10 protein-coding genes are annotated in these 14,035 nt (G+C 51.5%); 7 read left to right on the top strand and 3 right to left on the bottom strand.

Features of this window, described 5'->3' with window-relative positions:
* Positions 1-67: 67 nt before the first annotated feature.
* Together ABD796_RS17610 and ABD796_RS17605 are read left to right on the top strand one after the other, a co-directional pair.
* Positions 68-5,032 carry an Ig-like domain-containing protein gene (locus ABD796_RS17610; protein WP_344909892.1) on the top strand — a complete coding sequence of 1,655 codons (4,965 nt, stop codon included), beginning with the start codon at positions 68-70 and terminating at the stop codon, positions 5,030-5,032.
* A 29-nt stretch (positions 5,033-5,061) separates the two neighbouring features.
* Positions 5,062-6,372, top strand: a complete 1,311-nt coding sequence (locus tag ABD796_RS17605; RefSeq protein ID WP_344909890.1) for a type 2 periplasmic-binding domain-containing protein — start codon at positions 5,062-5,064, stop codon at positions 6,370-6,372.
* Between the two features lie 78 nt (positions 6,373-6,450).
* On the opposite strand, the gene ABD796_RS17600 is transcribed toward ABD796_RS17605, so the two are convergent.
* A complete protein-coding gene (locus tag ABD796_RS17600; protein WP_344909888.1) occupies positions 6,451-7,050 on the bottom strand; it encodes an Imm50 family immunity protein in 600 nt (199 codons plus the stop codon).
* Between the two features lie 472 nt (positions 7,051-7,522).
* On the opposite strand from ABD796_RS17600, the gene ABD796_RS17595 reads away from it, so the two are divergent.
* Positions 7,523-8,539, top strand: coding sequence for a phosphotransferase enzyme family protein (locus ABD796_RS17595; RefSeq protein WP_344909886.1), 1,017 nt, complete (start codon positions 7,523-7,525; stop codon positions 8,537-8,539).
* 152 nt (positions 8,540-8,691) lie between these two features.
* Positions 8,692-9,480, top strand: coding sequence for an alpha/beta hydrolase (locus tag ABD796_RS17590; protein ID WP_344909884.1), 789 nt, complete (start codon positions 8,692-8,694; stop codon positions 9,478-9,480).
* A gap of 68 nt (positions 9,481-9,548) precedes the next feature.
* Here ABD796_RS17590 and ABD796_RS17585 read toward each other — a convergent pair whose 3' ends face one another.
* Positions 9,549-10,091, bottom strand: a complete 543-nt coding sequence (locus ABD796_RS17585; RefSeq protein ID WP_344909881.1) for a hypothetical protein — start codon at positions 10,089-10,091, stop codon at positions 9,549-9,551.
* 32 nt (positions 10,092-10,123) lie between these two features.
* Positions 10,124-10,570 carry an oxidoreductase gene (locus ABD796_RS17580; protein ID WP_344909879.1) on the bottom strand — a complete coding sequence of 149 codons (447 nt, stop codon included), beginning with the start codon at positions 10,568-10,570 and terminating at the stop codon, positions 10,124-10,126.
* Positions 10,571-10,763: 193 nt separating this feature from the next.
* Here ABD796_RS17580 and ABD796_RS17575 point away from each other — a divergent pair, with 193 nt between their 5' ends.
* The 3 genes from ABD796_RS17575 (at position 10,764) to ABD796_RS17565 (ending at position 13,795) form a co-directional block, all read left to right on the top strand.
* Positions 10,764-11,012 carry a DUF5071 domain-containing protein gene (locus ABD796_RS17575; RefSeq protein WP_344909877.1) on the top strand — a complete coding sequence of 83 codons (249 nt, stop codon included), beginning with the start codon at positions 10,764-10,766 and terminating at the stop codon, positions 11,010-11,012.
* A 157-nt stretch (positions 11,013-11,169) separates the two neighbouring features.
* Positions 11,170-11,604: an RNA recognition motif domain-containing protein gene (locus ABD796_RS17570; protein ID WP_344909875.1), complete on the top strand. Its 435-nt coding sequence runs from the start codon at positions 11,170-11,172 to the stop codon at positions 11,602-11,604.
* A 367-nt stretch (positions 11,605-11,971) separates the two neighbouring features.
* On the top strand, positions 11,972-13,795 hold the full coding sequence (locus ABD796_RS17565) for a cyclic nucleotide-binding domain-containing protein (protein ID WP_344909872.1): 1,824 nt from the start codon (positions 11,972-11,974) through the stop codon (positions 13,793-13,795).
* The last annotated feature ends 240 nt before the right edge of the window (positions 13,796-14,035 follow it).

The following is a 14,035-nucleotide window of genomic DNA, read 5'->3' as shown; positions in this document are numbered from 1 at the left end:
CGCAGCCCATTCTGCTATCGTTAGGGAGAACCGTCGCATCCTGCTTGAAAGCTGAAAGGAGGAACGTATGTCCAACAGGGATTGGACCAACGTACGGCTACTTGCGCAAGAAGGAATGGAAGCGCTCGGGTTGCAGACGGTTCAGGGTCTTTTGACGATCGAACAAAGGAGTGAAACCAAAGTGAAGCCAGCAATCAAGTCCGCTTCGTTCCTTCTCCCGTGCATGCTCGCCGTGCTGGTGACGGCGGGTTCGTTCGGAGCAACTACCGCGCATGCGGCAACGAACATGATCCGCAATCCCGGGTTCGAGGAAGATTTGTCCGGATGGACGACAACCGTCTCCGGCACATTGACTAGGGATACGACGGAGAGGTTCGCCGGGAATGCATCGGTCAAAATCGGAAGACCCGGCGCGTACTCGGGGAGTGTCGGGCAAAACGGCCTGTCGTTCGAACCGGGCAAAGCTTACTACTTCTCAGCCGCGGTCAAGCGGACCGAGGGCACGGGAACGGTAGGTCTTTACCTTACGCAGACTGGAAACAAATGGGGGCCTTCGACTTATCCGGCCATGGTTACCGGGACGGTAGTGACTGCGTGGACGCAACTCAGAGGCATCCAAACGTTCCCGACGCAACCCAACAACGCAGGCGACGGATACGTATACGACAATGCGAGATTTTACGTGCAGCATGCAGACAGCAATGAGCCGAAAAACGCAGCGGGGCGCTATTCCGATTTTTATGTGGACGACGTTGTGGTGGAACCGGTACAGCCGACAACCGTTGTTGTTACCGGAAGCGCTTCCGTTGCAATTCCGCTGCCCGGCAATGCAGCCAAAACATACGCATATGTGAAGACGGTGAAAAACCAGTTGGGCACGACCGAAGCGGTAACTGCCGAACAGGTCGTTTGGTCGCTGGCCGGCACGCCTGGCGGAGTGAGCATAGACCGGCAGACCGGCTTGCTTACCGTGAACGACTCCGCTTCGGCAGGGAGCATTGCGGTAAATGCGGTATCGGATACGAATTCTTCGGCAGCCGGTCAGATGGCCGTGACCCTCGCCGCAAGCACACCCGATTCGGTGCCGAAGGCGCCAACCGCTTCGAACGTGCTTGTTGGCGGACTCGTGCAGCCGGGCCGGACGTTGACCGCAAGCTACGATTATGAGGACACGAACGGAGACCGGGAAGCGGGTACCACGTTGTCTTGGTACGCAGGCCTTGCAGCGAACGGAGCTTTTACCCTGATCCCCGATAGCGCAAGCCGGCAGTATACGGTAAGCGGCGATGATCTGGGCAAATATCTGAAATTCGCCGTCACTCCTCGCACGGCAGCGGCCCCGACAACCGGGGATACGATGTACAGCGAACCTATGCTGGTCGTGCCGAGCGCAGCGCCCGCCGCGGGGAATGTGCGCATAAGCGGAGCGGCCTCCATCGGGCATACGCTGACCGGCCTGTACGAGTACGCCGAATCGGATCGCGACCCCGAAGCGGGCTCGACATTCCGATGGCTTATCTCCGACTCGAAGGAGGGCAGTTACGTTCCGATAGCCGGTTCGACCGCGAAGAAGCTGTCTCTTGCGCCCGATATGGAGGGGAAGTTCGTGAAGTTCGAAGTGACGCCCGCGGATGCCTTTGACCGGGGAAACGCTTACTCCAGCGCCCCTTCGGAACGAATCGACGCCGGTCCATACTGGGTGTATTATGTCGATCCGGTCCGCGGAGACGATGAGAACAGCGGAAATCTGGAGCATCCTTTCCGCACGATCCAAAGGGCCAGAGACAAGGTGCGTACGCTGAGCGGCGCGATGACGTCGGACATTACGGTCTTCCTGAGAGGGGGCACCTACAGGCAACCTTACGAATTCCGCGACGAAGTGCTCTATAACCGGGATAAAACGGTCAGCGAGACAAGAACGATCAAAGCAGGCACGCTGACGTTCGACGAACGGGATTCGGGGCACAACGGGTTTACGGTTCATTACAAAGCGTTCCCGGGCGAGAAGCCCGTCATTAGCGGAGGAAGAGCGATTACCGGCTGGACCTTGCACGATGCGTCCAAAAACATCTATAAAGCGAACGGCGGCGGAAACCTGGACACGAGGCAGCTTTACGTGAACGGCGTCCGCGCGGTCCGGGCCAGAAGTGCAGGCGGTTTGGCGCAAGCGACGAACAGCGCAACGGGACATACGACGACCGATACGTTCCTCGCCGGCTGGAACAATATCAAGGACATCGAAATGGTTTACAAGGAGAAGTGGACAAGTCCGCGAAGCAAGGTCGATTCCATCACCGTCAAGAACGGGATTGCCAACATCGTGATGCAGCAGCCGGGTTGGTATTTCGCGAGAAACAAAGGGGGCACGAGCGCGACGAACCCCTGGTATTACGAGAACGCCTATGAACTGCTGGACGAGGAAGGCGAATGGTACTACGACCGTACCACGGGCGACTTCTATTACAAGCCGAGGGCCGGGGAAAATCTCGCAACCGCCGAGGTCATCGCGCCCGAGCTGGAAGAGCTGGTCAATATTCAGGGAAGCAGTCTGGACGACGTCGTGAGCCATCTGACGTTTTCGGGGATCAGCTTCCAGTATGCAACCTGGCTGAGACCGAGCACGAAGAACGGACTTTCGGACGCGCAAAACAATTACATCCGCGAATGGGGCGTTTCTGCGGATTATTTGATCCGGGGCGCGGTCAATGTACAGAATGCCCATTTCGTTACGTTTGAAGGAAACCAATTCACGCGGCTCGGTTCGATCGGACTCCGGACGGCCGATGGCACGCAGGACAGTTTGATCGCAGGCAATACGTTTACGGACATATCCGGAAGCGCGATCGCCGTCGGGGACGTCAGCAACGATCAGAAACAGACGACCGACCCGAGGAAACTGAACCGGAACAACGACGTGCTGAACAACTATATCCATAACATCGGCGTGGAGTATTATTCGTCTGCCGGTATTTCCGCCGGATATGCGATAGATATGGATATCTCGCACAACGAGATCGGCAATATCCCTTATTCGGGCATACACGCCGGATACGGCTGGTCGATCAGTCCGTCGTCCAATTTGCGCAACATGCGAATCCAGAACAACCTGATCTATGACGTGATGCAAAAATTGAACGATGGCGGCAACATTTATACGTTAGGCACGACAGGCGGATCGGCCGGGCAGCCGAGCCTTATATCCGGCAACTATTTGGTCAGAGACCATGATGTCGGCCAGGGAGCGATTTATTTCGACGAGGGCAGCAACTATTGGAACGCGACGGATAATGTGATCGAAACGGCGCCAAATTTCTTGCATGTGTGGACGCCAACGGCTCAAAATATTGCGGTCGATCGCACGTATACGAATACGCCAAAGTTCGTCAATAACAGCGCCACCACGACTTTAACGAATACCCGGCTGTTTGAGGCGGCGGATTGGCCTTCGGCTGCGTTGAGCATTATTAAAAATGCCGGTTTGGAAGCCGCTTACAAGCACCTTCGTCCAAGCGAGCCTATCGCCAAGGTGTTCATCCGGGAAACGTCGCTTGCCAGCGGCCAAACGGCACCGTTGCAGATCGAAGCGGCACTGGGCGGCAGCGGCGCGGTAGTCGATCCGAGCGGTTCGTCCCTTTCGTTCACGAGCAATAACCCTGACGTAGCTACGATCGACGGCTCGGGCGTCGTTACGGCGGTAGGGACCGGAATAGCTACGTTGACCGCACAGTCGAACGGCAGCACCATCCCTGTCGTTCAAGCGATCTATGTCAATGACGTATATGACGGGTTGACGGTGAGCAATGAGAGACCGGCCTTGATGGTCGACCAAACGTCCAAGCTGGAGGTCAGCAGCATCACGAAGCTCGGCAGGCAGCGTCAGATTTCTGCCTTGACGTTCGAAAGCGCCGCTCCGGAGGTGGCGACCGTGGATGTCAACGGCAAAGTGTCGGCAGTATCGCTCGGCACCGCAGCGATCCGCATTACGGCGGTGATTGAGGGCACGACCGAATCGGGCACCGTCTCGATACAGGTCGTCAACGAGCCGGCCAGCAACATCGTGAAGGATACGAACTACTGGTATATCAGCGACACCGGGAAGAAGACGGTCAGCAACGGCGCCTTAACCATGAACACGCCATCCGGCTTCGCTGCCTTTCAAGGGAAGCGGTACGGAGACGAGCTGCTGAAAATGAATATGAGCATCAATGATACGGCGGGCTGGCACGCTCTCTCCTTCAGATCCGCCAAAGGGGATCAGAGCTACAGCGAGCCGACTAATGATGCGTATATGATCGTTTTCTCGCCGACGGGCGTGGAGCTTCACCGGTTCAATAAAGGGACGAGAACGGTATTGTACGGCACTATTGCCGGGTTCACGCCCAAGTTCGGCGGTACGCTTCCGAATGCGTACATGAGCTATGGAACGACCCATTTGGTAGAGTATGGAGCCCTGAACACAGCCAACGGCGTACGCATTATTCTGGAAGTAGACGGGCATCGGGTTATCGATTGCGTCGATTCGTTCGAGGGCCGGATTACCGCGCCGGGCTTTGCGGGACTGTATGCCAGGACCGGTTCGATTACGCTGAGCGATTACCGGCCCGAGCCTCCCATTCACCTCCGCGCGGCCGCCAAGTCCGCGAATTCCATCGAGCTGGCGTGGGACGCCTCCCCGTCCAATACGGGGACGGTCCAATATACCGTGTATGGAGGGGACGGCACCGTTGTCGGGAGCACCTACGGGTACTCGTTATCCATCGCCGGTTTGCAGCCTGCTACCGGATATACGTTCTATGTCAAAAGCACGAACGCTAAGGGGTTTGTCTCGGATGCAAGTCCGACCATCGCCGTGACAACCGAAGCCGTCGCCTTGCTGCCGGCGGGTCTGGCCTACCCGTCCGTATCCGCGAATACGCTCGTGTCCGGGAAGAGCGTCAACGGGATGGGTTTGGCTTTGATGAAGGCAACGGACGAACTGGGCGGAAGTAGGGATAAGGTTCGAAAAACCGGATATCACATTTTAAGAAATTGACTCATGAACCGTAACGGAGGGCTTTGAACGTGAAATCAAACATCAGCGCACTGGGGAAATTGGCATTCATGACAATGCTGTCCGTGGTTGCCGGTTGCGGGACCGCAAGCCAGCCGGTCGAGGTAGAACCGGCCAAACCGGCCGTGGACATGACGCAGCCGATTACGATCAAGTTTTTCAACAATGCGTCCAATGAAATCTTCGAAGAAGAAATCGGAAAACGGGTAAGGGCGAAGTTTCCTAACATCAAAATCGAACCGGTCGGGAACGGGTTTACCAGAACGAATATGGAGAAGCTGGTGGCAGCCGGCGAAGTGCCGGACTTGTTCTGGATCGGTTTTCAGGAAAACATATCGGATATCAAGCAATTGGGGTTGTCCTTCGATTTGGCGGAATTGATCAAGCGGGACAAGTACGATTTGAACCGATTCGAAGACATCGCTCTGCAAATGGTCAAGAATCAGGGGGACAAAGGAGAACTGTTCGCCTTGCCTTGGCAGACCGCCTCTGCGGTGATGTTCTATAATAAAGATTTGTTCGATAAATTTGCCGTGCCATACCCGAAGGACGGCATGACTTGGCAGGAAGCGATCGAGCTGGGCAAGAAAATGAGCCGCACCGAGAACGGCGTAGAGTACAAAGGCTTCGATCCGGGAAGATGGAGCTATTATTATCAGCAATATGGAGTCAACATGTACGATCCGGTTACAGGGAAAGCGACCTATATGTCCGATCCCAAATGGAGAACGATTATGCAATTTTTCCAAGATGCGTATACGTCGCAAGGCACGATCCCTGCTAAGATTCAAGAGAACCGCAATCCGTTCATGGTCGATAAAACGGTGGCCATGCTGCCTTGGGCGGCTTATTTCCAGCCATTCCTTGCAGCCAAAGACACCGGACTCAACTTTGATATGGTTTCGGTCCCTACGCCGCCAGATGCCAAGGGACAAGGGATTTCACCCGCTGCTTCGATTCTCCTGATCAGTCCGTTATCCAAATACAAGGAACAAGGCTGGGAGATCTTGAAGTTTCTCGCTTCCGACGAAGTGGAGACAGCCAACAGCCGGATCGGCTTTCCGCCGGCGATCAAGCTGCAAGCGGCGAAGGACCAGTTCGGCGCCGATCTTCCGGGCATGCAATCGCTCAACATGAAGGCGGTGTTCTACAACAAACCGACCGTTCAGCCTGCCGTTAAAGGGGAGTATCAGAGCGCGGCCTTCCAGCCGTTTACCCAAATGATGCAGGACGTAGGCATGGGCCGGAAAGATATCAACACCGCCCTGCGGGATGCGCAGGACGTCGCGGATAAAGCGATACAAGAAGTGAAGGCGCGTTAAGAACGGCTACCTTACTCCTATACGAGATGAGCAAAGAGGACTCCGCAGTCGTGAATTGGGCTGGGGAGTCCTCTTTGCTCAAACAAGCGCGGACGACATCCGCACACTGACTTTCCGGCATAGAAAAGATCCCTCGAATCCCGTTTGCGCATCCAATACGACACGTATCTTTTCACCCGCATAGCTAAACTCCAATTGAAATAACACATTTTGTTTCTCGAAAGGCGATAGGTTCGCCTCGTCAATCCCTTCGAACCGAAAGGATACGGTATACCGGGAGAAATCTCCCGTCGTGTCGTTTATTGTGATGCTCAGCATCTTCTCTAGGCTTTCGTCCTCAGCCTTCAAGTCAGCATGGGTAATCTCGGCATAATGAAACGGAGGAAGAAAACCGATGGTCTCTATAACCCCGGCTATCCCTGTAATCGAGGTTAGCGGAGAAAATAGAAGCTCCAATCGTACAACGTCCTTTAACCGCGATTCGTATTGAAGGCTTGCAAATAGTAACAACGAACCCGGTTCATGCCGGATCACGATGGCTGTAAATGCTGCCCATGTAGGGGTTCCCGACTGCCCTGCAATGACCAGAATCCGGTCATGCCGTTGGAGCTTCAACGATGGAGCCGCAAGAAAGCTTAAGCGAAAGGCTAGAGATTCCTGCTCCTTGGGGAATTTCACCGTCTCCCGCTCCGCGGATAGGACACGAATATCCCAGCCTGTCGATCTGAATCGTTCCTCTCCCACATCTGCACCCCCGTACTTATTTTCGTGCAGCTCTCTCGGCGCCTGGGAACAGTCCATTTTATCGAGATCCTTTTCGATTTAGTGTCACGTTATTGACTATTATAAAATAGCAGCCTTTTTTAGCATTGTCGACATGGTGATTTAGTTGGAGATGGGTTTTTCTTTTCCTACAGGTATGCCAGTCTAATTTTTTGGCCGGAGGAAATCGTGGAAAAGGTATTAAATTTCAAACTGATTTGTCTCAAAAAAATTTCGTTCTCATCATGCATTGTTGTTGACACGGATATAGTGCGCGACTAAACTAGAGGCATATCCGTACAGCAATTCATACAGCAGATAGGGTTGTCTCTTGTTAAAATTGTGATTATGTACAGCAGTTTGTCGATCTTTGGAGTGGGGCGAAGCCATGAAACCGGAAATTGCACAGTTGATAATGAAGGAATACGGTATTCCCGAGGACACCGAGCTTACGCTTCTTCACGGCGGTACCGCCAATCGCAACTATCTGATGCGCCGCAAGGAAGAGAAGCGGATTTTGCGCATGAGAAATAAGAAATATAGCACGGAGCCTTGGATCGCTTACGAAGAGCAATATTTGTACTATTTGCAGCAACGGGGCATTCCAGTTCCCGCTCCTTTTCCGAATCGCAGAGGAGAGCTGCATACGAGTATAGAGGACCAGGTTTATCAACTGGCCCCGTATATGGATGGCGACGCTTTTCAGCCGGAGATTAGGGAACAGGTCGCAGGCGCTGGGAGTTTTTTGGCCAAGCTGCACAATGCGCTTGCCGAGTTCGCCCCGACTGTGGAGAAACGGCTTCCCCGCTATGACGACCCGGCGGTCATGCTCGCTCAACTGGATCGGTATATGGAAGAACATAAACAGCAGGCCCCTAAGTCCGAGTGGGAACAGCTTGTTCGAATCCGATCTCATGCAAGTGAAATTTTGCTGCAAGTTCCCGATTCCACGTATCACGCTTTGCCGAAGGTTGTCATTCATGGCGATTATCATCCGGCCAACACGGCCTTCAAGGAGAACGGAGTTTGTGCGCTCTTTGATTTTGATTGGATTAGCCTGCAGCCTCGGGTCCGGGATGTTGCGGACGGGATCATTTATTTCTCCGGTGTTCGGCCAGGCGGCATTGACGGGACGGATATTTTCTCCTTGACCCAGAGCTGTTCGTTCGAATGGGGAAGAATCGATGATTTTCTGACCGCTTATAACAGCAATGCCGCTCAGCCCCTGCAACGGGAAGAAGCATCCGCCATCCCGTATCTGATTTCCGCCAGACTGATTAACAGCCGCGTTCAGGCGCTGACCAAAATCCCGGCGAATCGGCATCTGGAGATGTTGACTGCCGGAATGGACAATCCTTTGGCATGGATCGAGGCGAATCGAGCGCAGCTGACGGCACGGGGTTGACATGGATTACTACAGAGGAAATAGCTCGTTACGCGATCCTGGCCGGACTGCATCGGACGGAGCGTACAGCTCGCTTTTTGGCAGAGTTGAACCCGTATCAGCGGTTTCGCAACACAGTTGAAGGATCAAACGAAACAGGGGAGAGGTCTTCCATGCAAATCGGCACCCATTATTATGATGAAGAGATCGTTTTAAAAAGAGCGGTCGATATCGCCAGCCCGGCCATCGTCACTCGTCGGACCGCTTTGTTTTACGTTCACGGGGGCGGGTGGAAAGCGGGAAGCAGGGACAGCTTCCATCAACATTTGCAATATTTTACACGAAAAGGGTATTTGTGCGCCTCTGTCGGGTATCGCCTTGCTCCGGCCGTTCGCCTGTCGCAACAGATGGAGGACGTTGCTATCGGGTATGATCGGTTCCTGGCGTATATCGCCGAGCAGGGCTTGGATATTGAACATATTATCGTGCTGGGAAGCTCGGCGGGAGCGCATTTGGCGTCCTTGCTGGCCTTGACGGACCCCCGTATCTTCAATCCGGACCTAGCGCTGAGGCAGGAGTGGAGGAGACCCGCGGCCTGCGTGTCCATAAATGGGCCGGGGACGTTGGAGAAGTGGGAGCCGATGCAAGCGGATATTAAGCGCGATATCGAGGATGTTATCGGTGTTCCCTATGAGCAGGAAAGTCCGCTTTTTCGCATCGCTTCGCCTATCGCGCATGTGGACGAGACGGCCGCCGATTTTCTGTTCATCATTGTCGGCAAGGAACAATTTTTTCCGCATTCGTTTATATACGAAATGGGCGAGCGGCTTCTGCAGGCCGGCAAATACGCCAAGGTCGTTTTGCTGCCTGAGGCGGAGCATGGCTTCTTTTATGGAGTCAGCGGTCCCCATCAATTGGAGGGGCTTGCCGTGCTGGAGCCTTTTCTTGAGAGATATGGGTGATATCCGGCATCCAGCAGCATGTACCGTGAGAGCCATCTCCCCCTCGGGGGAGATTCTCGATCGGGGAGCTATTCCTTATAATCCGGGAGATCCGGTTTTAGGATGACTCGGCCTTTATTCAGAATGGAAACCAAATGAAGAGCGGCTACTTTCACATAAACCTGTTTATGGACTCGGAACAAATCGACTCCCGTGTAATAACGATCCGACAGTTCCAGGGTGATGGAGTCGCTGTTCGGAAAAGAAAAACGATATTCATATTCTTCTTGTGTGACATAGGAGGTAAACAATTCTACTCGAACATAATGCTCCCCTTCTAAGACAAGAAGCAAATCTTCGGTTCCGTGATCAGGATAAAGGGATATCCCTGGCGACTCCATTTCGTAGGTTTTGGAGGTTTTGACGATGTGCCGAATTTGGCTATCGCTTAAAGGCATACCCAGCATATGATGGTAGATGTTCCGAAGCAGCTCGATCAGTTTTGCAACGCCCAGGAGTAAGGCGCCCCCCAGTATTTCTACTGCTCCTAATGAAGGCTCACCCCCTCCGAATGCGGAAAGAAGACCGACCGCCGTAACGATTCCGCCGACACACCAAAGGAATACAATCATGTGATCTTTCCTTTCTTTCTATGATTTTTTTATTATTGAATTCCTGCAGTACCAAAAGAATTATTAATTTCTTTTTCATAGTTATCCCATTGGAAATGATATGGTCCGATATTAATTTTTTTCTTCTCACTTTCCACATAGAAATCCTTCCAAATAATAAAATCGTCTTCCCTGTCTATCTTAACCGAGATAAATCCACACTCTTCATCCCCACACCAAGGGCACACCATAATCGGATATCTATAGTACATGTATTTATGTGGTTTTCGAAGTAAAAAATAGTCAATCATTTCTCTCTGATATTCATCGCTTCCCCAACCTAGAGAAGGAACCATGTCATACGTTCTAAGCATTTGATATAGTGATTTTCCATCTATAATCAAGTCAGCAAATTTTGTATTCTTATTTCCTTCTTGATCGGGATCAAATTGATCATATCGACTTGAAGGTTTTGTTTCCAGGTAATTGATTTTTTTCATAGGTCTCTCCTTAAAAAATTAGGCTATAATATGAGCATTAACTACCATATTTTTCTTGTTCGACGTCGTGTTCTCATATTCCTTGTTGTCCAAAAGGTTGGATCATCGGTGGGGGCATTGCGATTGAACGACAAGCTACTGGATTTTGGAGTTTAATGGTAAAATAGAGTCACTCCAATAGAAGGAACGATATATGAGCATTCGGGACCTAATTCCAAAACATAAACATGATCTGGAGAATGTAAGGAAAATAGAACAATATAGCGCAGTGGAAATTATAGAAACACTCCCTGAATTATTTGAATGGTTGCAAGACATAAATTGGCCTGTCGCCAAAGAACTAACAAGGATACTCCCCCAATATGGTGATGTGCTGTTGCCACATAGAAATTCATATTTTGGCAAGAGAGACGTTAGCAATACTCCGACATTTGCAACATGATTGATTTTTTCCCTGATATGACCACAGCGTACATCATCTATTGGATATCTCAAGGGGATAGTAGCTGAAAATATCGCAAATTGTGGTATTAGTCACTGATTGTTTAAGACAGATACGTTATATTGGAGTTACCAATTTATTGTAGGGGGAATACATAATGGATCGCAGAATGATTTTAACGGCTTGTGGTACTTTTATAATTGGGGCATTGGCAGGAGTGCTTGTGATGGTCAATGACGATGCAAATGGAGCAATTAAGCAAGCGCTGAGTATAGGCACAAACAATGCGATAGGGGGAGCAACAATCCAGACGACCTCGATGACGGCCACACTTGAATTTAGAAATCTTCCTTGGGCTTTTACCATAGTAGATCTTTATAATGCGGTTAAACCGTACTCCGAAGTCCTGAGCGCTCGAATCGCTACGGACCGTGAGTCAGGGCGTTCGGCCGGTTATGGTTTCGTAGAGGTACCACGTGATAAAATGCAAACCGTAATCAATGCGCTAAACGGTGCCGGATGGGGCGGTCGAAACGTAACGGTCGAAGAGGCCACCAGGCGTACGGATATCCCGCAACGTGCAGGGAGATAAATACTGTGTTATATCGGACAGGCATCAGGCAAGCGTGTTTATCGCTTACGATCAAAATGGACGATTAGATTTTTTGCGAGGGGAAAATCACCAAGCTACGAAGGTTACAATAGTTGAAAAGTGACGGCGGCAGTGGCAGTCTAGGACCTATTTTTCTCGTCCAAGGCTGCCGCTGCTTCATTTTAAGGCTAGTCTATCCTGAAAATATCCTAACAAAGAAATGGAAATTGTGTGTGCCAATTGCCCCTATTATCCCTTACAATATGATTAATAGTATGACCACAATGAGATTGACCCTCGCATAGTGTTTTTTTTCATCGAAGGAATTGCTGGTATAGTAAGTGCTTGAAGCTGAGAGAGGTTCAACATGTACACTGAAATTATTGATTTTTTAAGGAATCATACCCTTTTACACGGTGTGCCGGACAGTGACCTGGAAGTTGTTGCGTTGGCGATGGAAAAAGTTTGTTACAAGGCCAACGATCAATTGATTGCCGAGGGGGCGGCCGGGAATGAATGTTATTTTATTTTAAGCGGCCAGGTTCAAGTTTTATCCAAAACGTTGATCGGTAAACCCGTATTACTTGCTGAGCTTGGTCCGGGTTCGTTGATCGGGGAGATCGCGCTTCTCCAACAGGAAAAGCGTACCGCCAGCGTGAAAGCTCTAGGGGATGTCGATGCTTTACGTTTGGATCGTGCCTCATTTCAACGATTGGCCGAGGCAAGTCCTTATTTTCATGAGAGCTTATCGTATTCGGCTGAAATTCGGATCAGGCACGGATTGCTCCGCAAAGCATCAATTTGGTCGGCTATCCCGGACTCCGAGCTGCGCGGTTTGGCAGAGATTACTGTAAGACGACGGGTTCAGCGCGGTGAAACGATTGTAAAAGAGGGAGGGGCAGCCGACCGTTTTTTTATGATCAGCAAAGGCCGATTTGAAAAGCGCGCCGGAGATAAAAGAACAGGGGTTTTGGGCGGGGGAGATTATTTCGGCGAAATTGCTTTATTGACTGGCGTTCCTCATGCCGACTCCTTAACTTCGATGGAAGATAGTGAGCTGCTGGTGATGGGAAAAGATGAATTCCATTTCATTTTGCAGCATTATGACCCGGTTCGGCGACACTTTCTCGAAGTTCTGCGCATTCGCAGGCCGGATTTGTCGCGCACTGCCGCTGGGACCGCTCTTTTTACGGAAACGGAGTTGAGTTCGTCTACCGCTGGGAAATGGAGCAAAGCGAAACACTCGCGACACGATAGTTGGATCAATGTCCTTTTTGGGCTGGGTGGACTTTTCTTGGTGTTTTCCTTGCTGGCTATCTGGCTCAAGGATCAGGTATGGGTGATTGCCGCATTGCTGACGGGTGGCCTGGTTGGGCCCGTCACCTTTGTTTCGTATATGAGGAGCGCTCAGCTACTGATATTTCGCCCGGCTCGTCTGGTGATTGTATTTGTTTCTTCGGCTGTGATAGCCGCCCCGTTGGCATGGCTGCTTGAACGGGATTGGCTCTTTGACGGAGGGGTGAACCCGCCTGCGTATACAAGCTTCAAGGTGCCTCTCACGATAGCAATAATTGAAGAAACGTTGAAACTGCTCATATGTGTCAGTCTTGTCAGAACGAAGGGAACTCGCTTCCTGATGGATGCGTTAGTATTCGGCGCTGCTGCCGGGATGGGTTTCTCCGCGTTAGAAAGTGTACTATACGGGTGGACGCATCTCACTCCCGATTCGGCATGGGGGATGATTGCCGTATTATGGGTACGGGCGCTGCTGTCCCCCTTCGGACACGGGACTTGGACAGCGATCGCCGCAGCAAGTCTTTGGTACGCAATGGCAAGTCGGGCTGCCGGACAGGGGCGATATGCACTGTTCCGGCCGGCGGGGCTGCTTTTATCGGCTATTGCTCTTCATACTCTTTGGGATTTTCATATATGGGAGGGAGTCTGGAAAGCGGCAGGGATGATCATTGTTGGAATCATCGGCTTACTGCTGCTCGGCTGGTTGATTCGTAACGGTGCTATGGAGGAACACCGCGCCTTACGCATACTGAATCCGTCAACAGAGACGAACCTGTCTACGGAAAACGAGGGAAATGAAGCTTGGCCGCAGTTAATTTGTGATGCCTGCGGTACGCAGTCTCCACCAGACACGAGTTATTGCGCGCGTTGCGGACAAGCTCTGCGACGCGGTTAGGAATTAAGTAGTGCTCAAGCGCTCAACTCCAAAGCCTAATGGACAACAACCCATCCTCTTATCTATGGGCTATTCCACCTGCCATGGTGTCATCAACATTAAACACAGCTAAGCATGATTATAATCATCACATGTATAGATGAACACATTGGAAATTGAATACCGATAAGCGACGCTAACATTTTGTTAGTGTCTTTTTTCTGCCCATATGGGTAATATTAACATAGACCGACTACAAGA

Source organism: Paenibacillus hodogayensis (genome assembly GCF_039536325.1).
In the GTDB taxonomy this organism is placed as follows: Bacteria; Bacillota; Bacilli; order Paenibacillales; family NBRC-103111; genus Paenibacillus_AB; species Paenibacillus_AB hodogayensis.
Note: the sequence above shows the minus strand (reverse complement) of the source record. Positions and strands in the feature narration are given on the sequence as shown.